Genomic DNA, 21,496 nt, shown 5'->3' with positions numbered 1-21,496 from the left:
TGGCGTCGGAGCGGTACGTAAACTGAACGTCAGGGCTTTGTAAAATGCCCGAAATGACTGAACTTATTGGCGCTTTACCCCTCTCATCCCCGTAGCCATTGGTCGTGGCCGCCTGATAAGCTCGCGGCTTTACTCGATTGCCCTTTAGGCGCATGAACAAGGAAATAGCATGAAACAGCATCGGTTGGCGGCGGCGGTTGCCCTGGTAAGCCTGGTACTTGCGGGCTGCGACTCGCATTCCAGCGTAGAGCTGAAAACCCCGGCGCAAAAAGCTTCCTATGGTATCGGCCTGAACATGGGCAAGAGCCTGGCTCAGGAAGGCATGGATGATCTGGATTCCAAGGCTGTTGCCCAGGGCATCGAAGATGCCATCGGCAAGAAAGAGCAGAAGCTGAAAGACGACGAACTGGTCGAAGCCTTTGCCGCCCTGCAGAAACGTGCCGAAGAGCGCATGGCCAAGCTGAGCGAAGAATCGGCAGCCGCCGGCAAGAAATTCCTCGAGGAAAACGGCAAGAAGCCTGGTGTCGTGACCACCGCTTCCGGCCTGCAGTATGAAGTCGTCAAGAAAGCCGACGGTCCTCAGCCCAAGCCTACCGACGTAGTGACTGTTCACTACACCGGCAAGCTGACCAACGGCACCACCTTCGACAGCTCCGTGGATCGCGGCAGCCCGATCGACCTGCCGGTGAGCGGCGTGATTCCGGGTTGGGTCGAAGGCCTGCAACTGATGCACGTTGGCGAGAAGTACAAGCTGTACATCCCGGCAGACCTGGCTTACGGCGCACAGAGCCCGAGCCCGGCAATCCCGGCCAACTCGGTGCTGGTGTTCGATCTGGAGCTGTTGGCGATCAAGGATCCGGCCAAGGCTGACGAAGCCGCCAAGTAATCTGGTCGTGCTTGTGACAACGCCCCGTCTGACGGGGCGTTGTCGTTTCTGCGTCTTGATAAGCTGTAAGAAATCGAACGCAGACTGGTCAGCGTAGTCTTAACATTGAGCTAATCGACCTAGTCGTAGACTGGCGTCAAGTCAATGAAATTATGGGTTTTTTTTAGTGAGTAAAAAACGCCCGATCTGAGCCGGGGCCTTGTATGACGGGGCTCTCAGCTGTAAAAAGTGGCTCTGTTCACAAGGTTATCCACAATTTGTGTGGATAACCTTGTGCGTCTGCCTGCTGGAGTGATGATGAAAGCACCCTGGAATTTCGCGCGCTTCCTGCCATTGGCCCAACGCTTGCTGGTTCGTGGTCGTTTGCCGACGCTGTTGTTCGCGGTGGCGAGCAAGAGTGCCCGGCAAGGTGGACGGTTGGGCAAGCTCAAGGAAGACCTGAAACTGCTGCAGGTGCTGTGCCTGGCGTACTGGCGGGGCGAGTACCGGGAGATCAGCTACAAGTCGATGATCATCGTGGTGGCGGGCCTGATGTATTTCCTCAGCCCGATCGACGCGATTCCGGACTTCATCCCGGTATTCGGCATGCTCGACGATATCGCGGTGCTGGCCTGGGTGATGAATACCCTGGACCAGGAGTTGAATGCCTTCAGGGCCTGGCGCGAGCGTCAGGTACCCGCGCAATTGCAGGTCGTCGAGCGCCTGCCGGACACGCCGGAGCAGTTGCAGCTCGAGCACGACGAAAAAAATTGATCCAAATCCTGTTGTACGAAGAACAAGCACACTAGCGACCTTGGCGGCTGTTAATATTAAGCTACAGGGAAAGCGCTGACTCGCTATGTGTAATCGTCCTACGGGGTGTGGTAATGGATCTTCAAATAATTACACGTGACGGCGAACCGGAGTATGCGGTTCTCCCCTGGGCTCAGTACCAGGCCTTGCTTGAAGCTGCCGGTTTGCGCAGCCAACAACCCTCTCCCAAACCCTCCGATACGCCTGTCGCGGCGGACCCGGCATTGCCGGCGTTCGATCAGTTGCGCAGCCTGCGCGAAGCCAAGGGACTGGCCATTGAAAGCCTGGCCCGGACCGTCGGCATCAGCCCGTCGTACCTGGGCCTGATCGAAAGCGGTGAGCGCCAGCCGGATGCCGCGATTCGCCGCAGCCTCGCCTGGGAACTGGGTGTGGCCGGCTGGAGGGACGCATCGTGAGCGTGCGGATCAGTCGCCAGCATTGGGATGGTTTGCTTGGTGAACTCGATCAGGCCCGCCGCCAGCGCCATTTGCTGACCTACCGCGCGCTGCTCGAGCGCCTGCAGTTGCCGAGCCCGGCGATGCAGACCCTGACGGCGGCCCTGGAGCACCTGGCGGCCCTCGATGCCAAGGCCGAACAGCCGCTGCGCAGTTCACTGGTGATCAGCCAGGGCGCCAGTCGCCTGCCGCGTACCGGCTTCTTCGAGTGCGTCGAGCGCCTGGGGCGTTTCTCCGGCCCGTCCGATGGCGTAGCGGCGGCGTCCTGGCATGCTTCGGAAGTGGTGCGGGTGTTCGAGTACGATTATCCCGAGTCCGCGGAGGCCTGAGGCGGGCCACACAGGCCGCTAGGGGCGGGCCCAGGCCGGCGTGGCGTTGTCGGCGGGTGGCTCATCGGTCGGCAGGCTGCTCTGCGATGCCGCGGTGACCAGTTCCCGGCTATCGATCACATGGATGCTGTAGCCAGGGACGTTCTTGGCGTGGTGCTTGGCCTGGGAGGCGAGTTCCGCCAACTGGCTGGCATCCAGCAGGCCGCATGACTGCGGTTGCAGGTGCACCACCCCTATCGACAGCGACAGCAGTGGAAACTCCTGGCGCTGGCCCTGGCGGTTCGAGGCGATGAAGCAACCCGCCTCCAGGTGCTCGGCGCGGTAGAAACGCCGGCACTGGTGCTGGAAGTCTTCCAGCAACTGATTCAGGCGCTTGCGCCAGTCCTCCGAACCCAGCACCAGCAGGAAGTCGTCGCCGCCGATATGGCCGACGAAATCCCGGCTCGGATCGACACGATCGTTCAGGCATTGCGCCAGGCACAGCAACACCTCGTCGCCCCGGCCGTAGCCGTAGATATCGTTGAAGGGCTTGAAACTGTCGATATCCACGTAGCAGATCAGCGACTCGCGCTGTTGCTGCAACAGGCGCGTCAGGCACTGCTGGATCGGCACGTTGCCGGGCAGCAGGGTCAGCGGGTTGGCGTAGCGGGCCTGCTGGATCTTCAGTTCGGTGATCAGTTTGAGCACGTCGATCACCCGTCCCAGGCCCAGGTAGCAGCCATTGAGGGTGATGATGAAGTCTTCCTCTATGCGTTGCCGGGCGCGACTGGTCAGCAGCCGGCTGACCTGCTGCAGCGACTGGCTCAGCTCCACCGCGAGGAAGTCATCGCTCATCAGCCGGCTGATGGGCTTGCGGGCGAACAGGTCGGTGGCGAACGGCTTGAGCAGGGCATCCGACAGCGAGTGCCGGTGGACGATGCCACAGGGCCGTTCCTGCTCGTCCAGCACCGCCAGGGAGTTGAGGTTGGCCTGGCGGCGGAAAGCTTCCAGCACGGTTGCCGTGGGGGTGCCCTGGGTCACTGCCGGCTGTTCGATCAGCAGTGCGCTGAGGTCACTGGCTTCCTCGCTCAGGGCAATCGAGGTGTTTTCCAGTTTCGGCAGCAGGCTGCGGGCGTCCTGCGGTGGCTGTTCCTGGGGCCGGCAGAGCAGGTAGCCCTGGACCAGGTCGACCCCCATCTCGGTGAGCACTGCCAGTTCCTCCGGCAATTCGATGCCTTCGGCGATCACCTGGGCCCGCGAAGCCTTGGCGATCTGCAGGATGGAGCCGACGAATTCGCGCTTGAGGCCGTCCTGGTGGATGCCGTCGATAAAGTGCCGGTCGATCTTCACGTAGTCCGGGCGCAGCTCCGACCACAGGCGCAGGCTGGAATAACCGGCGCCCAGGTCATCCAGGGCGATCGAGAAGCCCATGGCGCGGTAGTGGTGCAGCGCGTTCTGCAGCAACTGGAAGTCGTCGGTCGGGGTTTGTTCGGTGAGTTCGATGACCACGTTGCTGGGGTCGATGCCGAAGTCCTGGAGCAGCGTAAGGGTCCGGCCCGGTTGGTGGGTCGGCTCCAGCAGGGATTCTGGGGAAACGTTGAGGAACAGCTTGCCCGGCAGTTTCTGCTCGCTGAAGCGGCGGCAGGCGCTGAGCCGGCAGGCCATTTCCAGTTCGCTCAGGCGTCCGGCCTGGCGGGCCACGGCGAACAGGCTGATCGGCGAGTGCAGGGGGCTGTTGGAGGGCCCGCGACTGAGGGCTTCATAACCGACGATACGCCTTTCGGAGAGCGAAATGATCGGCTGGAACAGACTGTGCAGACCACTCTGAGCCAGGATTGAACTCAAGGCCTTCAGCTGTTCGGTCATGGTCATGGCAGTCTCTGATAATAAAAAAGGACCGGAAGAGACTCTTGATCCAAGAGCCGCATCCAGTCCTTATTTCACGACAGAATGATGACTGTTTGATGACGCTCCGAAGAGCGATCACATTAAATTGCCATTATCTGTCAGTGCTTGGCCACCGCGGTATTCAGGCGCAGGTAATCCAGGAGGATCCGCCCGGTTTCGCTCAGGTAGGCGTCGTCTTCCGGCTTGGTTTTCTTGTCTGGATCAGGCGGCAGGGCGTCTTCGTCCTCTTTCTTCAGTTCCTTGAGGGCGTCTTCGCCCTTGGCCTTGCGGCGGGCGTTTTCCATGGCCAGTTGCTTGGCATCGATATCGGCGCGCTGGGCGCGACGGTCGGCCTCGTTCAGGCTCACGGTCTTTTCCTTCATCAGCTTCTCGGCCAGGGCCAGCTTGTCGCGAATGAAGATGAACTCGGCATCCTTCGACGCGCGGGCATCGTGGTCAGACTTGAGCTGCGCCAGGAACGGCTTGAACGGATCCACCGCCGGCTTGATCGACGGGCGAATGGTGTCCCATGGCATGGCTTCCGGCAGTGCGCTCTCGCCGATTTCCTTGGTGTCGATGATCGACGGGAAATCCACGTCGGGCAACACGCCCTGGTGCTGGGTGCTCTGCCCGGAAACCCGGTAGAACTTGGCCAGGGTCAGCTTCAGCTCACCATGGTTCAGCGGCTGGATGGTCTGCACGGTGCCTTTGCCGAAGGTCTGGCCACCGATGATCAGCGCCCGGTGATAGTCCTGCATGGCGCCGGCGAAAATCTCCGAGGCCGAGGCGGACAGGCGGTTGACCAGCAACGCCATCGGGCCCTTGTAGAAGGCGCCGGGGTTTTCGTCCTCGAGCACATCGACCTTGCCGTCGGCGTTACGCACCAGTACGGTCGGGCCCTTGTCGATAAACAGGCTGGTCAGCTCGGTGGCTTCCTGCAGGGAACCGCCGCCGTTGTTGCGCAGGTCGATGACCACGCCGTCGACGCCTTCCTTCTGCAATTCGCCCAGCAGCTTCTTGACGTCGCGGGTGGTGCTCTTGTAGTCCGGATCGCCGGCACGGAAGGCCTTGAAGTCCAGGTAGAACGCCGGGATGTCGATGACGCCGAGCTTGTAGTCCTTGCCATCCTGCTTGAGGTGCAGGATCGACTTGTTCGCGGCCTGGTCTTCCAGTTTCACCGATTCACGGGTGATGGAGACGATCTTGCTGGTCTGGTCGTTCGGCGCGTTGCTCGCCGGAATCACTTCCAGGCGGACCACGGAGCCTTTCGGGCCACGGATCAGCTTGACCACTTCGTCCAGGCGCCAGCCGACCACGTCGACCATTTCCTTGTCGCCCTGGGCGACACCGATGATCTTGTCGGCCGGGGCGACCTGTTTGGTCTTGTCCGCCGGGCCCGACGGCACCAGGCGCACGACCTTGACCTGGTCGTTGTCGCTTTGCAGCACGGCGCCGATCCCCTCGAGGGACAGGCTCATGTTGATGTCGAAGTTTTCCGCGCTATCGGGTGACAGATAGTTGGTGTGCGGGTCGTAGGACATCGCAAAGGTATTGATGTAGGCCTGGAAGATATCTTCGGCCCGGGTCTGGTCCAGGCGCGCCAGCTGGTTCTTGTAGCGCTTGACCAGCAGTTCCTGGATCGCCTTGGGATCCTTGCCGGCGATCTTCAGGCGCAACACTTCGTCCTTGACGCGCTTGCGCCACAGGTCGTCGAGCTCGGCGGTGCTCTTGAGCCATGGAGCGTCCTTGCGATCGATCAGCAAGGTCTCCTTGGTGGTGAAGTCCATCTTGTCCACGCCCTTGTTCAACTCGGCGAGGGCGAAGTCGAGGCGGGCCTTGACCCGGTCCAGGTAGCGCTTGTAGATGGTGAAGCCGGCATTCAGGTCGCCGCTCTTGAGGAAGTCGTCAAACTGGGTTTTCCATTTGTCGAATTCGCTGATGTCGCTGGCGAGGAAGTAGCTGCGCGACGGATCGAGCAACTTGAGGTAACTGTCGTAGATGATCACCGAGCGCGCGTCGTCGAGCGGCGGCTTGCTGTAGTGATGACGCTTGAGCAACTCGACGACGTTCAGGCTGGCAATCACCTCGTCACGGTCGGGCTGAAGGTTGTCCCAGCTATTGGCTGCGAACGTATTGGCCGAGAACGTGGAAACGCCAAGGCCAATGAAAAGGGCAAGAGCGGTGCTGGGGAACAAATGCTTCATGCTGAGTCGACGCGGGGACAATTGATCACGCATATTAGGCCGTCTTTAAAGTCGCCGGTTCCGCGGGACTGCGTACCAAAACTGCATTGGCAGGTTTTCGTACGACCCTCGGACCGGTCGCATAATGCAAAAAGCCCGGTGCTACAGCTCCGGGCTCAGTCCAGACTCACTATGGAGGCACTGTGAAAGCATTGCAAGGCGTTGAAGGTCAAGTGGAGTGGGTTGAGGAGCCAAGTCCGGCCTGTGATGTCGGACAGGTACGGATTCGCGTGGCGGCTGCGGGACTCAATCGCGCCGATCTGTTGCAGAAGGCCGGGCTCTATCCGCCACCGCCGGGGGCCAGCGAGGTGCTGGGCCTGGAGTGCTCCGGGGTGATCAGTGAAGTGGGCCCGGGATCCGCCTGGCAGGTCGGCGACCGTGTCTGTGCGCTGCTGGCCGGCGGCGGCATGGCCGAGGAAGTGGTGGTCGACGGGCGTCATGTGCTGCCGGTGCCGGAGGGCCTGAGCCTGGTCGAGGCGGCCGCGTTGCCTGAGGTCTACGCCACGGCGTGGCTGAATCTGTTCCAGTTGGCCGGACTCAAGCCGGGTGAAAAAGTGCTGTTGCATGCCGGTGCCAGTGGCGTTGGTTCGGCCGCCATCCAGCTGTGCAAGGCGTTCGGCAATCCCTGCTGGGTAAGCGTCGGTTCGGCGGATCGGCTGGCCTATTGCGAGGCGCTGGGCGCCCAGGGCGGGGCGATCCGCAGCGACGATATCGAAGGGTTGAGCGACTTCGCGCCCTTTGATGTGATCCTCGATCCGGTGGGGGCGAACTACGCCGAGCTGAACGTGAAACTTTTGTCAGCTGACGGGCGGTGGCTGCTGATCGGCCTGATGGGCGGGCGGGAAACCCGGCTGGACCTGGCGAAGATCCTGGCCAAGCGCATCCAGTTGCTGGGGTCGACCTTGCGCAGTCGCGACGCGCAATTCAAGGCGGATCTGCTCAGTGACCTGCATCAGCACGTCTGGCCGCTGTTCGCCGAGAAACGCCTCAGTCCGCAGTTGGCCAAGGTGTTCCCGATCCGCGATGCCGAAGTGGCGTTCACCGAGCTGGCCGGCAACCAGGTGGCGGGCAAGCTGGTGCTGGTGATCGACGAAACGCTGGTGTGAATGCAGGGGCGGCGCCTGTGTGGGAGTGGGCTTGCCTGTGAGGTCTTTGGCGGTCTGACGGGCCTCTTCGCGGGCAAGCCCGCTCCCACAGAAGTCCGATCCCACGGAAGCCGGTTCCTACAGAAGCCGGCTTTCACAGAAGCCGGCTCCGATAAGGGCCGGCTATTTCCAGTGATGGACAGGCCAGCCGGCCTTTTCCGCCTGCTCGCGCAGCACCGGGTCCGGGTTGACCGCATGGGGATGGTCGACCTTCAGCAGCAACGGCAAGTCGTTGCGTGAGTCGGAATAGAAGCTCGCGTCCTCGAGGTTTTCCTCTTCGGCATCCAGCCATTCCAGCAGACGGGTGATCTTGCCTTCGCGGTAGGTCAGGGTGCCGACGGTATGCCCGCTGTAGACGCCGTGCATGACCTCCAGCTCGATGCCCAGCACTTCGTCGATGCCCAGGCGTTCGGCAATCGGTTTCACCAGGTGGGTGCCGGAGGCGGAAATCACCAGGATCCGGTCACCCGCCGCCCGATGGGCGGCAATCGCCTTACAGGCATCGCTGTAGATCAGCGGCTCGATCACATCCTCGACCCAGGGTTCGACCAGGTGCTCGACCTCTTCCGGGGTGCGTCCGGCCATGGGCTCCAGGCTGAACAGCATGAAGTCTTCCATGGCCAGCTCGCCCTTGCTGTAGGCGGCCATCAGTTCGTTGTTGCGGCGCATGAACGACTCCGGGTCGACCCAGCCCAGGCGACCCATCTGCTCGCTCCAGAGCGTCGCGCAGTCACCGTGGATCAGGGTTTCATCCAGATCAAAAATTGCCAGGGCCATCAGCGGGATTCTCTCGTCAAGGGAACACTCTTCAAACGCGTCAAAGACATCAGGCTACCTCACACAGGGCCGTCGGATCGATGGACAACGCCAGGCGCCGACCATCGGGGTGCAGATCGGCGGCCGAACGGTTGAGCACATCCACCACCAGTTCCACGCCCCGCGCCTCGACCCGATAGCGGATGACGTTGCCCAGCAGGCTGTGGCTGCGGATCAGCGCATCCAGCTCGCCGTCGGTACTCAGTTCGATGGCTTCCGGGCGGATGGCGATACGACCGTTGATCGGACGCTGCAGCAGGCGGCTGGCGGCGTCGGCTTCGAGCAGGTTGTAGTTGCCGATAAAACCGGCGGCAAACACATCCACCGGGGCGGTGTAGAGCGATTCGGCGTCGCCGCTCTGGACGATCTTGCCCTGGTTCATCAGGAAGATCCGGTCACTCATGGTCAGGGCTTCTTCCTGGTCGTGGGTGACGAAGATGGTGGTCAGGCCCAGCTCGCGCTGGATTGCCCGGATCTGTTCGCGCAAGTGCTTGCGAATCCGCGCATCGAGGGCCGACAGCGGCTCGTCGAGCAGCAGCAGGCGCGGGCGGGTGACCAGCGAACGGGCCAGGGCCACGCGCTGGCATTGGCCGCCGGACAGCTGGTGGGGGTAGCGCGCGGCGAAGTCGTGCAGTTCCACCAGCTTGAGGGCTTCCATCACGCGCTTGTGGCTGTCGTCGGCATTGACCTTCTGCATTTTCAGGCCGAAGGCGACGTTCTGTTCCACGGTCATGTTGGGGAACAGCGCGTAGCTCTGGAACACCATGCCGATCGCACGCTTCTGCGGGCTGAGGGGCACGATGTCCTGGCCGTCGAGGAGGATCTTGCCGCTGTCCACCGGGGTCAGGCCGGCGATGCAGCGCAGCAGGGTGGACTTGCCGCAACCGGACGGGCCGAGCAGGGTGACGAACTCGCCCTTGGCGATTTCGCAGTTGATGTCGCTGAACACCGTGGTGCCGGCGTAGGTTTTTTTCAGGCTCTGGACACTGATGAAGCTCATTGGCTTTTGTCCTTCTCTTTTGGTGAAGAGCTCAGGCGATTGGCGACCCAGGTGAGTACCAAAACAAAGAGGAAGTAGGAGATCACCAGGGCACTGGTGAAGTGACCGCTGCTGTTGCGCATGTTGTTCAGGTACACCTGCAGGGTTTCATAGCGGGTGCCCACCAGGATGTTGGCGAACACGAACTCGCCGAACAGGAAGGAGAACGACAGCAGCAACGCGACCATCAGGCCCTTGCGCAGGTTGGGCAGGACCACCAGGAACGCCGCCTGCCAGGTGCTGGCGCCGAGCAGGTGGGCGGCGTCCATCAGGTCGCGCAGGTTGATCGCCTGCAGGTTGTTGGTGATGGCCCGGTACATGAACGGCAAGGCCACGGTGAAGTAGCAGCCGATCAGGATCCACGGCGTACCGACCATGGCGAACGGCCCGGAGCCGTACAGTTGCAACAGTCCCACCGAGGACACCACCGGCGGCACCGCGAAGGGCAGCAGGATCAGGATGTTCATCAGCGCGTCGAGCCGCGGGAAGTGGTAGTGCACCACGAACAGCAGCGGCAGGATCAGCACCACCGACAACACCAGCGAGCCGACGCAGACGATCAGCGACTGGCCGAAGGCATTGAGGAAGCGTGGGTCGCTCCACAGTTGCAGGTACCACTTGAAGGTGAAACCGCTGGGCAGGACGGTCGCCGACCAACTGCTGGCAATCGAATAGACCAGGGTGCCGGCCAGGGGCAGCAACAGGATCAGGAACAACAGGTACACCACCAGGCGGTGGTACAGGGCGGCGGAGCCGGGTTCAGCGCGCGACATGGTAGCTCCTCTTCAACAGCCACTGGTGGATCACGGTCACGAAGGTCATCAGGCCCACCAGCACTACGGCCAGGGCACTGGCCATGTTCGGGTCGAGGCTGATGTCGCCGGAGACCATGGCGGCGATACGGATCGGCAACACGTTGAAGTTGCCGGTGGTCAGGGCATAGACCGTGGCGTAGGCGCCGAGGGCGTTGGCCAGCAGGATCACGAAGGTCCCCAGCAGCGCCGGGGTCAGCACCGGCAGGCCGATATGGCGCCAGAACTGCCAGCCTTCGGCACCGAGCAGCGCGGCGGACTCGCGCCAGTCTTCGCGCAGGGCGTCGAAGGCCGGGTAGAGCAGCAGCACGCCCAGGGGAATCTGGAAGTAGGTGTAGAGGATGATCAGGCCGGTCTTCGAGTACAGGTTGAAGTCCTGGATGATCCCCGCCTGCTTCAGCATGATGGTGATGGTGCCGTTGAAGCCCAGCAGGATGATGAACGCGAAGGCCAGGGGCACGCCGGCGAAGTTGCTGGTCATGTTGGCGAAGGCATTGACGAAATCCCGCAGGCGCGAGTCGACCCGGCGTAGCGAGTAGGCACCGAGCACCGCGATGATCATGCCGAACACGCTCGACCAGAAGCTGATCTCCAGGCTGTACTGGATCGCCTGCAGGTAGAACTTCGAACTGAAGATCTTGCTGAAGTTGGCCAGACCCCAGCCATCGTCTTCCGATTGCAGGCTGTTGATCAGCACCCACACCAGCGGCGCGATCTCGAACACGATGAAGAACAGGGCAAAGGGCACCAGGCAGAGCACGGCGAGCCATTTGCCACGGGTGAGTGAATTCACTTCAGCAGCTCCCGGCATACAGGTTTGTCATGGGGGACGCCCAGCAGCTCGCAGATCGTGCCGCACAGTTGCGTCTGTTGGGGCGTGGCGTCGGGATCGAAACTGAAGGCATCGCCGAGGACGAACAGCGGCACTTCCCGTTCCTCGGCCAGCAGGCCGTTGTGCGAGCGGTCGTTGTTCATGCCGTGGTCGGCGGTCACCAGTACCTGGTAGCCGGCGTCGAGCCAGCCTTGCAGGTAGTCGGCCAGGATGATGTCGGCCGAACGCGCGCTGTTGCGGTATTGCGCGGTATCGAGGCCATGCTTGTGGCCGGCGTCATCGATATTCATCGGGTGCACCAGCAGGAAGTTCGGCGCGTGTTGCAGGCGCAGGTTTTCGGCATCGGCGAACAGATGGGAGTCGGGGTAGTGATCGACCCAATAGAAATGCCCGTGCTGGATCGGCAGGCTTTCATTGCGGGTATGGCGGTCACGGGCCGCGACGAAGGGCGAGCGGTTGTACAGTTCGCTGACCCAGTGATAGGCCGCCGCGGCGGTGCTCAGACCAGCGTCGCGGGCGTAATGGAACACGCTGCGCTGGTTGGACAGGCGCGAGACGTGGTTGTGCACGATGCCGCTCCGGATCGGGGCCACACCGGTGAGAATGCATTCGTAGAGCGGTCTTGAGAGCGAGGGCAACTCGCATTCCAGTTTGTACAGCGCCGCGCGTCCTGCGCCTGCGTAAGCCTGGAGATGGCCCATGGCATGCCGGGCGACCTCGTAGTTCAGGCCATCGAGCACGACCAGGATGACGTTGTGCTGCATAAGCCGGGCCTCCATGTTGGGGAACGAACAGAATCTGATGTGGGAGCCGGCCTGCCGGCGACGAGGGCCTTGAGACTAATATTGTTCTCTCGGTCCTTATCGTCGGCAAGCCGGCTCCTGCAATGATCGCGTTGACCCGGGGACGAGCCCCGGGCCAAGGCTGTCGGGTTATTGCATGTTGATGATGACTTCTTCGTTCCACTTCTGCGGCAGCGCCTTGGAAGTCTTTTCCCAGGCATCGGCGTCTTTGATCGGCGTGACTTTCTTGTACTGCTCGTTAGGCAGCAGCTTGGCTTTCACGTCTGCCGGCAGGGTCAGGTGCTCGGCACGGATCGGACGGGCATTGCCGCGCGCCAGGTTGATCTGGCCCGCATCGCTGAAGATGTATTCGCGGGTCAGCTTGGCGGCGTTCGGGTGCTTGGCGTACTTGTTGATGATGGTGGTGTAGCCGGAAATCACCGAACCGTCCGATGGGATCAGCACGACGTAGTCATCCGGGTTGGCCATCTTGGCCTTGTAGCTCAGGCCGTTGAAGTCCCAGACCACGCCGACTTCGACTTCGCCTTTTTCCATGGTGGCGATGGTCGGGTTGGCGAGCGACAGGCGACCCTGCTTGGCGATATCGGCAAACATCAGCAGGGCCGGTTGCAGGTTCTTCTCGTCGCCACCGTTGGCCAGGGCAGCGGCCAGTACGCCGTTGGCGGCCTGGGCGGCGGTGCTCACGTCACCGATGGAAACCTTGTACTTGCCGGTCTTGAGGTCAGCCCAGCTTTTCGGTGCTTCGGAACCGTGCAGCAGCTTCTTGTTGACGATGAAGGCGATGGTACCTGTGTAGGCCAGTGCCCAGTTGCCGTCCTTGTCCTTGGCCCAATCCGGGACCTGGGCCCAGGTGCTTGGCTTGTACGGCTGGGCGACGCCCTTTTTCACCGCGATCGGACCGAAGGCCGCGCCGACGTCGCCGATATCGGCGCTGGCGTTGTCTTTCTCCGCATCGAACTTGGCGATTTCCTGGGCCGAGCTCATGTCGGTGTCGATGTGCTTGAGGCCGTACTTGTCGCTCAGGTCTTTCCAGGTGCCAGCCCAGTTCGCCCAGTCATCGGGCATGCCGACGCTGTTCACGGCGCCTTCTTTCTTGGCGGCGTTTTCAAGTGTTTGCAAATCGGTGTCAGCGGCCATGGCGGAGGTGCACAGGGCAATGGTCGAGCCTAACAGTGATGCCAGGAAAAGCTGTTTCATCCGAAGCTCCTTTGGGCGTTTTCAACGCAGAGATTTTTTATCAACAGTTTCTATGACGGTTTTTATAACGTGGTGCAGTGCATCGTTTGGTCTAGGTCAGCAATACCTGAGCCAATTTAAGCCAGCAGGATGACACTTTGATGTCGGCATCAGTCCTGCAAGGTTTTTTGCCCGTAGTGCTCATGACCGTCGAATTAAGCGTAGACCATTTGTAACTAACTGATATTTATGCGAATTGATGTTCTGGAACGGCCGTCCACGTGCACCGTTTCGTCGCTTTGTCACATATCAGTCATATGCATTGCCTAGGCTGAGCGCTACAACTGGGGACCGCGATCCTGTGCGGTTCTGCCCTCAAACAGTGCTGGACTAGTCCAGATAGGTAACGTTGATGCGCGAAGAGGCACCAAAAGCGGTGACAGCCATCGGTCAGGCGCTCCATGAGCAGATCGAACACGGGCTGTTGCCACCGGGAAGCAAGCTGCCGGCCGAGCGCAAGCTCAGCGAGCTGTTCAGCACCACCCGGATCACCGTGCGCGAGGCCTTGCTGCAACTGGAGGCCCAGGGGCTGATCTATCGGGAGGAGCGTCGTGGCTGGTTCATCTCGCCACCACGGCTGGCCTACAACCTTATGCAGCGTAGCCACTTTCACGCGATGGTCAGTGCCCAGGGGCGGGTGCCGTCCACCCAGGTGATTTGCGCGCGCCTGCAACCGGCTTCGGCGGCGGTGTGTGACTGGTTGCAGTTGCCGGCCTTGTCCAGCGTGATCCAGATCTGCCGGGCGCGGCGGATCGATGAGCGGCTGGTGCTGTATGTCGAGCACTACCTCAACCCGCAGTACTTCCCGGGCATCCTGGAGTTCGACCTGAACCAGTCGATAACCGAGCTGTATGCCCGCCACTACGACCTGCATTACGGGCGGGTGCGCTTCGAAATCGTGCCGACCTCATTGCAGGTCGAGGCGGCCGCCGCGTTGCGGGTATCGGTGGGCAGTCCGGGCCTGCGGATTGCCCGGGTCAACTACGACCAGCATGAACGGCTGATCGACTGTGACCTGGAGTTCTGGCGGCATGATGCGATTCATGTCGGCGTGGATGTGGTTTAGCGGTCACTCCTGGATTGGCAGGCGACGCGGATTTTGTGGGAGCCGGCTTGCTGGCGATAGCGGCTTTCCAGGCGGCAGCGATGTGGCCATCAGATGGCATCGCCAGCAAGCCGGCTCCTACAATTCAGTGGTGTGTTCAAGATTTTGGCGTGGATTCCGTTTCCGGACCGCCGCCGGCGGTGACCACCTGCACGCTCAGACGCGGGGTCGCCAGGTCCAGCCCGGCCTCGTCCATGGTGCGTTTCAACGACAGGTTGAACGCCCGTGAGACTTCCCACTGCTTGATCGGCGCGGTCTTGAACCGGGCGCGCAGGATCGCGCTGCCCGACTCGAAGCTCTCGACGCCCTGGATCTCCAGCGGCGACCAGATATTGCGCCGCTGCAGCGGGTCGGTGCGCATCTTCTGGCCGACATCGCGCATCAGCTTGATCGCATCGTCAATCGGCATGTTGTAGGGGATCGCCACCCGGAAGATCGCATAGCCGAACTCCCGCGAGTAGTTCTTGATGCTCTTGATCTCGCTGAACGGGATGGTATGCACGATGCCGTCGATGTCCCGCAGCCGCACGGTGCGGATGGTCAGGCCTTCGACGGTGCCGAGGTGGCCGCCGACATCCACGTAGTCGTCGATGGCCAGGGAGTCCTCGATGATGATGAACAACCCGGTGATCAGGTCCGCCACCAGTGACTGCGCACCAAAACCGATCGCCAGGCCGATCACGCCGGCACCGGCCAGCAGCGGCGTGACGTTCATGCCCATGTTCGCCAGGGCGACGATCAACGCGATGATGAAGATCGCCACGAACAGCACGTTGCGGATCAGCGGCATCATGGTCTGCGCCCGGGCATTGGCCAGGCCCTTGCGCGAGCGGGTCAGGGCGTGATGCACGGCGGTGTCGCTGAGAATCCACACCAGCCAGGCGAAAATCAGCGTGCCGCCCAGGCTGAACAGCCTGACGCTGACCTCGTGGCCTTCGCCTTCGGTAAAGCGGATCAGCGACATGCCCCAGACCCGCAGGCCCAGTTCGATAAAGACCAGCCAGACAAACAGGTGCACCAGGGTGTAGCAAAAACTCTTCAATCGCTCGGAATACAGCGCGTGGCGCTTGTGTCCGCGTTGCGGCTTGAGGGCATGGCGCCGGACCAGGCCGTTGATCACCATGCACAGCACCACCAGCACGGTGCAGATCAGCGACTGGCGCAGGGCGGTGCTGGTATCGCCGGCGGAGACGAAGGTGGCGAACAGCGAGATCGCCACCAGGATCAGGGCGGGGACGAACCAGAAGGTGCCGAGGATCTCGATGGTATCGCTGAGGGCGCGCCGGGTCAGGCGTCGGGACAGCGGCTGGTTGCGGATCAGGTGGGCGATGGGCCGGCGGAACCGCAGGATGAACAGTCCGGTGGACAGCGCCGCCATGACATTGGCGAAGGTCGCGGCGGTGTGCGCCAGGTGGCTGCCGAGGCTGGCGACCAGGCGCGGATCGCCGAGGGCCTCGCCGAACGCGGCAAAACTGCCGATCAGCCACAGCGGCCGGAAAGCCCGGTGCCGCAGGATGTGCAGGGCCTGGTGGCGGTGCGGTCCGTCGAGCACGGAGAAGGCGATCACGCAGATCGCCGAGAAACAGGTGCCGACCACCAGTGCATAGGCCAGCACCATCGCCAGGTCCTTGCCCAGGGACGAGGGCAGGGCGTAGCCCATGTACACGGTAATCAGCAGGGCGATCATCCAGGGACCGAGCTTGCGCAGGGCAAAGCGCAGCAGGTCGACCGTGCGCGGATGCTGGGGCAGTTCCTCGGTCAGGCCGAAGCGCAGGCGGACCCGGTGGCTGAGCCAGATCATGGTCCAGGCGAGGAAGCTCCACAGCAGCAGGATCAGTGCGAAGGCGAAGATGATCGGCAGCCATTCGCTGGCCGGAAGCATCAGCGCGAGCATTTCCTCCTGGGCCAGGTCGAACTCCTGTGACCAGCGATTGAGCGGACTGTCAGTGCCGGTGAACTGTTTCTCGAGGTTGGACAGGGTGCTGCCGATCAGGCCGAGCACGCCTTCCTCGGTGACCGGCTGGGCCTTCTTGGTGCTGTCCCGGAGCTTTTTCAGATCGCTCAGCAGCTTGCTGCGCTGCTGGTCGTTTTCCAGGTTCTTGATCACTTCGTCCAGCGACTGGGCCAGGGGCTCGGTCGGTTGCGGCTGGTTTTTGTCGGCGCTGTTCAACAGGCTGGGCAGGCCGACCGCCTGGGCGGGGGCCAACGGCATCAGCGTCAGCAGGCAGATGAACAGGCAGGCGGGCAGAGCGAAAAGACGGGCGAACACTAGGCAGTCAACCATACGGGATACGGATCGACCGAGTGTACGCCAGCCTCAGGCGTCGCGCATTTATTCAGCTTCAGCCAGTTTGGCGAGGATCTTGTAGACCACGGTGCCGAGGATGCACAACATGCCCAGCCAGATCAGCACGGGACCGGCATTGCGCTCACGGAAGTTGAAGCCGACGGCCAGCATCAACATGCCTGCCAGGATCGGGATAAGCATCGAGTGAAACGCAAGTGGGCTGATCATCGCGACGGCCTTGTCGAGGGGGATACCTTGAGTCTAGGTCGCTTTGGCGGGATGTGTATTGATGTGTATCGGTGATTGCACACCCTGATCGGGTTTGTGTGGGGGCGGGCTATTTGAATGTCTCGCTGGAGGCTCTTGTGACGTGGAGCGTCACGGGCTGCATTCCCACGCAGGGCGTGGGAACGATCAACAAAAGCTTCGCGGGCAAGCCCGCTCCCGCAGGTGCGGTGTTGCGTCGGGGACTACGGCAGTTCGCGGCTGGCGAAGAAGGCGCTGAGGACCTTGACCAGGTGCGCCAGGTCATGGCTGCCCGCGAGTTCGCGGATCGAGTGCATGGCGAAGGTCGGCAGGCCGATATCCACCGTGCGCACGCCCAGGTGGCTGGCGGTGATCGGGCCGATGGTCGAGCCGCAACCCATGTCGCTGCGGACCACGAAGCTCTGCACCGGGACTTCTTCGGCCATGCACAGGTGGCGGAAGAAACCGGCGGTTTCGCTGTTGGTGGCGTAGCGCTGGTTGCTGTTGACCTTGATCACCGGGCCGGCGTTGAGTTTCGGGCCATGGTTGGCGTCGTGCTTGTCGGCGTAGTTCGGGTGTACGCCATGGGCATTGTCGGCCGAGACCAGCAGGGATTTCTGGATCGTCCGGACGAACTCGTCGCCTTCGGGCAGCAGGCGGCGCAGGGTCTGTTCGAGCATCGGGCCGTCGGCGCCGCAGGCGGAACAGGAACCGACTTCCTCATGGTCGTTGCAGACCAGGACGCAGGTTTCCTCGGTGTCGGCGGTGAGCAATGCTTGCAGGCCGGCGTAGCAGGACAGCAGGTTGTCCAGGCGGGCGCCGGCGATGAAGTCGCCGTTGAGGCCGATCACGGCGGCGGCCTGGGTGTCGTAGAAACTCAGCTCGTAGTCGAGCACCACATCGGCGTTGAGGCCATGTTCGCGGGCCAGTTGCTCGGTGAGCACGGCGCGGAAATCCACCCGCTCGTCACCGGCGAACTGCGCGAGGATCGGCGGCAGTTCGTTCTGCGCATTGATCGCCCAGCCCTGGTTGGCTTCACGGTTGAGGTGAATCGCCAGGTTGGGAATGGTCGCGATGGGGGCCTTGAAGTCGATCAACTGGCTTTCGACCTTGCCGTCGCGGCGGAAGGTGACACGGCCGGCCAGGGACAGGTCGCGGTCGAACCAGGGGGCGAGCAGGGCACCGCCATAGACTTCGACGCCCAGTTGCCAGAAGCCCTGGCGCTGCAGTTCGGGTTGCGGCTTGACGCGCAGGCACGGGCTGTCGGTGTGGGCGCCGACCATGCGAATGCCATCGAGCAGTGGCGAAGCGCGGCCGAGCTTGATGGCGACGATGGAGGAGTCGTTCCGGGTGACGTAGTAGCGACCGTTGGCTTCGGTGTTCCAGGTCTCGCGTTCGTCGAGACGCTGGTAACCCGCCGCTTCCAGGCGCTGGACCAGGCTGGCAGTGGCATGAAAGGGGGTGGGGGAGGCCTTGAGGAAGTCGATCAGGCCTTGGTTCAACTCTTCGCGCATAAGTAGCTCCAGACAGCAGTGCCGGAAGTTTACCGTATCTTGTGGGAGCCGGCTTGCCGGCGATGGCGGCCTTGAGGTTTGTGCCGTTCTCACGGGCTCTATCGCCGGCAGGCCGGCTCCTGTGGGGAGCTTGGCAGTGGCGAAAGCGAAGCCGGTTTGTCCTGGTAGCGTTTGCGCGATATCAGAAGGGGGCGGGGCACTCGAAGCGCAGGCGTTCGCCACTCTGCGGGTGGGTGAAGCTCAGCATGCTCGCGTGCAGGCACAGCCGTGGCCAGGCCGCCAGTGCCTGCGGATGGGCGTACAGGCCGTCACCGAGCAGCGGATGGCCAATGGAGAGCATGTGCACGCGCAACTGGTGCGAGCGTCCGGTGATCGGAGTCAACTCGACACGGCACCAGTCACCCTGACGTTCCAGCACTTTCCAGAAGGTCAGCGCGTGCTTGCCGAACTCGTGGTCGACCACATGGCGGGGCTTGGTCGGCGGGTCGTAGCGCAAAGGCAGGTCGATGCTGCCGCTGTCCAGTTCCGGCTGGCCCCAGCACAGCGCGGTGTAGGCCTTTTCGGTTTCGCGGTCATGGAACTGCCGCGACAGTTCGCGGTGGCTATCGGCATCGCGGGCCAGCAGGATGATGCCCGAGGTTTCCCAGTCCAGCCGGTGCACGATACGGGCTTCGGGGTAGCCGTTTTCCTGCAGGCGGGTGATCAGGCAGTCCTTGTTGTCATCGGCCCGGCCCGGGACGGAGAGCAGCAGGGTCGGTTTGTCCACCACCAGTACGGCGGCGTCCTGGTGGATGATGCGGATATTGGACAGCGGCATTAAAACAGTCTCGTAACAAACGCCAACGGCGGCCCGATGATATTCACCCGACTGTAGGAGCCGGCTTGCTGGCGATCGCATCGACGCGGTTTACCTGATAAACCGAGTTGATTCTATCGCCAGCAAGCCGGCTCCCACGACAGTTAAGGGTGAATATCACCGAGCCGCCGTGGCTCCGACCGGATCGATCAACGATCAGGCAGGGTGATATTGAGTTCCAGGATCGAGCAGCTGCCCTGGTTTTCCAGGGCAACGTGCACGTCATCGGACCCGATATTGACGTACTTGCGGATCACTTCCACCAACTCCTTTTGCAGGGCGGGCAGGTAATCCGGGGTACTGCGTTGGCCGCGTTCGTGCGCCACGATGATCTGCAGACGCTCTTTCGCGACCGACGCGGTGCTTACTTTTTTGCTGGCACGAAAGAAGTCAAAAAGGTTCATTGCTTAGTTGCCTCCAAACAGGCGCTCGAAGAATCCCTTCTTCTGTGCATCGAGGAAACGATGCTCGACGGTCTTGCCCAGCAGACGGTCAACCGCGTCGCTGTAGGCCTGGCCAGCATCGCTCTGGTCGTCGAGGATCACCGGTACGCCCTGGTTGGAGGCCTTGAGCACCGCCTGGGATTCCGGGATCACGCCCAGCAGGGTCACTGCCAGGATTTCCTTGACGTCTTCGACGCCGAGCATTTCGCCCTTGCTCACGCGCTCCGGGTTGTAGCGGGTCAGCAGCAGGTGTTCCTTGATCGGCTCTTCGCCTTTCTCGGCACGACGCGACTTGCTGGCCAGCAGGCCGAGCATGCGGTCGGAGTCACGTACCGAAGAGACTTCCGGGTTGGTCACGACAATCGCTTCGTCGGCGAAGTACATCGCCAGGTGGGCACCGGTCTCGATACCGGCCGGGGAGTCGCAGACCACGAACTCGAAGGTTTCCTTGAGTTCCATCAGGACTTTTTCCACGCCTTCCTTGGTCAGCGCGTCCTTGTCACGGGTCTGGCTGGCCGCCAGCACGTACAGGTTCTCCAGGCGCTTGTCCTTGATCAGGGCTTGCTGCAGGTTGGCTTCGCCGTTGACGACGTTGACGAAGTCATACACCACGCGGCGTTCGCAGCCCATGATGAGGTCGAGGTTACGCAGGCCGACGTCGAAGTCGACGATCACTGTCTTGTGGCCGCGCAGCGCGAGGCCGGTACCGATGGCGGCGCTGGTGGTGGTCTTACCCACACCACCCTTGCCGGATGTAACCACGAGAATCTTGGCCAAGGTGTTTCACCCCTAAGGAAAAAGGACTTTCCAGTCCCTGAAGAACGTCACTGAAAAACAACTGTAGTCGTGCAGCTTCAACTGGGAGACGACGAAATGTTCAAAGTACCGGGGGTAAATGTTTACATTTCGTGTTTTCTTACGTCGTTGAAGCTGTTTTCGCTACGAGAAGGCGACGTTTTGGAAATGGCGGCAAGTATCCGTTAAAGACGGATGATGTTCAACACGTCGCCGGACAAGCTGATCTGAACGCCCGACCCCCATAGCGGATCGCGACGCAAATCCTCGGAAACCTTGTACTGGCCGGCAATCGAGATCAGTTCGGCACTCAACTGCTGGCAGAAAATCCGCGCCTTGGTGTCGCCCTTGACGCCGGCCAGGGCACGACCACGCATCGGCCCGTAAACATGGATGTTGCCATCGGCCAGAAGTTCCGCGCCGGGGCTGACGGAAGACACCACCACCAGGTCGCCGCCCTGGGCGTAGACCTGCTGGCCGCCGCGTACCGGGGTGGTGATGATTTTCGTCGGCTTGATGGTCGGCTCCGGCGGTTTTTCCGGTTTTTTCTTCACTTCGCCTTCCGTCGGATCGACCGGACGTTCGCGGGCACCGGACGGCGGCAGGACGGGCAGGTCGATGGCAATGGCGGCGGCAATGTCTTCGATGCGGTTGGCGCGGATCGCCAGGGTCCGCAGGCCGTGTTGCCGGCAGACGCGCATCAGGCCGGGCAGGTCGATGGCGCCCTGGTCGGCGGGCAGCTTGTCCAGCGCCAGGACCAGCGGGGTGTTGCTGAAGAAGTTGGGGGCCTGGGCAACCTTGGCGGCCAGTTGGCGGTCGAGGACATCGAGGTTGTTCTGCGACAGTTCCAGCACCGTGATGGCGAGCATGCTGCCCTTCAGCTGGAACACGGGATCCTGGTCTAGCGGTTCGGTTTGGCTCATGGTCGGCATAACGCGGCTTGTCACTAAAAGTGCCGAGACTTATAACGAGAACGCCCGCGCCCCGCAAGCCGGG

The 21,496-nt window shown here is 62.0% G+C and carries 21 protein-coding genes; 6 read left to right on the top strand and 15 right to left on the bottom strand.

What is annotated here, in order from left to right:
- Positions 1 to 169 precede the first annotated feature (169 nt).
- The 4 genes from bamJ to HX881_RS15410 all read left to right on the top strand — a co-directional run bounded on the left by bamJ (position 170) and on the right by HX881_RS15410 (position 2,462).
- A complete protein-coding gene (gene bamJ, locus HX881_RS15425) occupies positions 170 to 886 on the top strand; it encodes a BamJ family beta-barrel-assembly machinery protein (protein ID WP_017127802.1) in 717 nt (238 codons plus the stop codon).
- A 297-nt stretch (positions 887 to 1,183) separates the two neighbouring features.
- Positions 1,184 to 1,639, top strand: coding sequence for a YkvA family protein (locus HX881_RS15420; RefSeq protein WP_017127803.1), 456 nt, complete (start codon positions 1,184 to 1,186; stop codon positions 1,637 to 1,639).
- A 113-nt stretch (positions 1,640 to 1,752) separates the two neighbouring features.
- On the top strand, positions 1,753 to 2,094 hold the full coding sequence (locus HX881_RS15415; protein WP_042936089.1) for a helix-turn-helix domain-containing protein: 342 nt from the start codon (positions 1,753 to 1,755) through the stop codon (positions 2,092 to 2,094).
- Positions 2,091 to 2,462 carry a hypothetical protein gene (locus tag HX881_RS15410; protein WP_040065236.1) on the top strand — a complete coding sequence of 124 codons (372 nt, stop codon included), beginning with the start codon at positions 2,091 to 2,093 and terminating at the stop codon, positions 2,460 to 2,462. The genes HX881_RS15415 and HX881_RS15410 overlap by 4 nt, the downstream gene beginning before the upstream one ends.
- Positions 2,463 to 2,480: 18 nt before the next feature.
- Here the strand turns inward: HX881_RS15410 and HX881_RS15405 are convergent, their stop codons facing one another.
- Positions 2,481 to 4,313: a bifunctional diguanylate cyclase/phosphodiesterase gene (locus HX881_RS15405; protein WP_177085284.1), complete on the bottom strand. Its 1,833-nt coding sequence runs from the start codon at positions 4,311 to 4,313 to the stop codon at positions 2,481 to 2,483.
- A 134-nt stretch (positions 4,314 to 4,447) separates the two neighbouring features.
- Positions 4,448 to 6,532, bottom strand: coding sequence for a carboxy terminal-processing peptidase (locus tag HX881_RS15400; protein ID WP_177064220.1), 2,085 nt, complete (start codon positions 6,530 to 6,532; stop codon positions 4,448 to 4,450).
- Between the two features lie 182 nt (positions 6,533 to 6,714).
- Between HX881_RS15400 and HX881_RS15395 the strand changes: the two genes are divergently transcribed.
- On the top strand, positions 6,715 to 7,677 hold the full coding sequence (locus HX881_RS15395; RefSeq protein WP_177085282.1) for a zinc-binding dehydrogenase: 963 nt from the start codon (positions 6,715 to 6,717) through the stop codon (positions 7,675 to 7,677).
- Positions 7,678 to 7,839: 162 nt separating this feature from the next.
- Here the strand turns inward: HX881_RS15395 and HX881_RS15390 are convergent, their stop codons facing one another.
- From HX881_RS15390 to HX881_RS15365, 6 genes are all read right to left on the bottom strand, one after another.
- A complete protein-coding gene (locus HX881_RS15390) occupies positions 7,840 to 8,493 on the bottom strand; it encodes an HAD family hydrolase (protein ID WP_017127808.1) in 654 nt (217 codons plus the stop codon).
- A gap of 49 nt (positions 8,494 to 8,542) precedes the next feature.
- Positions 8,543 to 9,532, bottom strand: a complete 990-nt coding sequence (locus HX881_RS15385) for an ABC transporter ATP-binding protein (protein ID WP_017127809.1) — start codon at positions 9,530 to 9,532, stop codon at positions 8,543 to 8,545.
- On the bottom strand, positions 9,529 to 10,344 hold the full coding sequence (locus tag HX881_RS15380) for an ABC transporter permease (RefSeq protein WP_177085280.1): 816 nt from the start codon (positions 10,342 to 10,344) through the stop codon (positions 9,529 to 9,531). The genes HX881_RS15385 and HX881_RS15380 overlap by 4 nt, the downstream gene beginning before the upstream one ends.
- Positions 10,331 to 11,194, bottom strand: a complete 864-nt coding sequence (locus tag HX881_RS15375) for an ABC transporter permease (RefSeq protein ID WP_167331650.1) — start codon at positions 11,192 to 11,194, stop codon at positions 10,331 to 10,333. The genes HX881_RS15380 and HX881_RS15375 overlap by 14 nt, the downstream gene beginning before the upstream one ends.
- Positions 11,173 to 11,979 carry an alkaline phosphatase family protein gene (locus HX881_RS15370; RefSeq protein ID WP_177085278.1) on the bottom strand — a complete coding sequence of 269 codons (807 nt, stop codon included), beginning with the start codon at positions 11,977 to 11,979 and terminating at the stop codon, positions 11,173 to 11,175. Before HX881_RS15370 ends, HX881_RS15375 begins: the two co-directional genes overlap by 22 nt.
- A gap of 168 nt (positions 11,980 to 12,147) precedes the next feature.
- Entirely contained in the window at positions 12,148 to 13,215 is a 1,068-nt protein-coding gene (locus tag HX881_RS15365; RefSeq protein ID WP_017127813.1) for an ABC transporter substrate-binding protein, read from the bottom strand.
- A gap of 391 nt (positions 13,216 to 13,606) precedes the next feature.
- On the opposite strand from HX881_RS15365, the gene HX881_RS15360 reads away from it, so the two are divergent.
- Positions 13,607 to 14,320: a UTRA domain-containing protein gene (locus tag HX881_RS15360; RefSeq protein WP_017127814.1), complete on the top strand. Its 714-nt coding sequence runs from the start codon at positions 13,607 to 13,609 to the stop codon at positions 14,318 to 14,320.
- A 136-nt stretch (positions 14,321 to 14,456) separates the two neighbouring features.
- On the opposite strand, the gene HX881_RS15355 is transcribed toward HX881_RS15360, so the two are convergent.
- From HX881_RS15355 to minC, 7 genes are all read right to left on the bottom strand, one after another.
- Positions 14,457 to 16,628, bottom strand: coding sequence for a mechanosensitive ion channel family protein (locus tag HX881_RS15355; RefSeq protein ID WP_042936097.1), 2,172 nt, complete (start codon positions 16,626 to 16,628; stop codon positions 14,457 to 14,459).
- A 63-nt stretch (positions 16,629 to 16,691) separates the two neighbouring features.
- The gene (locus HX881_RS15350) at positions 16,692 to 16,874 is read right to left on the bottom strand and encodes a hypothetical protein (protein WP_017127816.1); all 183 of its coding nucleotides are present in this window, start codon (positions 16,872 to 16,874) and stop codon (positions 16,692 to 16,694) included.
- Positions 16,875 to 17,116: 242 nt separating this feature from the next.
- Complete coding sequence (locus tag HX881_RS15345) at positions 17,117 to 18,406, bottom strand: M18 family aminopeptidase (RefSeq protein ID WP_017127817.1); 1,290 nt, start codon at positions 18,404 to 18,406, stop codon at positions 17,117 to 17,119.
- A gap of 181 nt (positions 18,407 to 18,587) precedes the next feature.
- Positions 18,588 to 19,223 carry an RluA family pseudouridine synthase gene (locus HX881_RS15340; RefSeq protein ID WP_017127818.1) on the bottom strand — a complete coding sequence of 212 codons (636 nt, stop codon included), beginning with the start codon at positions 19,221 to 19,223 and terminating at the stop codon, positions 18,588 to 18,590.
- Between the two features lie 188 nt (positions 19,224 to 19,411).
- On the bottom strand, positions 19,412 to 19,666 hold the full coding sequence (gene minE, locus HX881_RS15335) for a cell division topological specificity factor MinE (protein ID WP_007898843.1): 255 nt from the start codon (positions 19,664 to 19,666) through the stop codon (positions 19,412 to 19,414).
- A gap of 3 nt (positions 19,667 to 19,669) precedes the next feature.
- On the bottom strand, positions 19,670 to 20,482 hold the full coding sequence (gene minD / locus HX881_RS15330) for a septum site-determining protein MinD (protein ID WP_017127819.1): 813 nt from the start codon (positions 20,480 to 20,482) through the stop codon (positions 19,670 to 19,672).
- A gap of 203 nt (positions 20,483 to 20,685) precedes the next feature.
- Positions 20,686 to 21,423 (bottom strand): septum site-determining protein MinC, encoded by a 738-nt coding sequence (gene minC, locus HX881_RS15325; protein WP_042936251.1) that lies wholly within the window; start codon positions 21,421 to 21,423, stop codon positions 20,686 to 20,688.
- Positions 21,424 to 21,496: the final 73 nt, after the last annotated feature.

Origin of the sequence: Pseudomonas gingeri (assembly GCF_013386115.1) — a bacterium.
GTDB lineage: Bacteria > Pseudomonadota > Gammaproteobacteria > Pseudomonadales > Pseudomonadaceae > Aquipseudomonas > Aquipseudomonas gingeri.
This window is presented reverse-complemented; position numbering and strand designations above follow the sequence as displayed.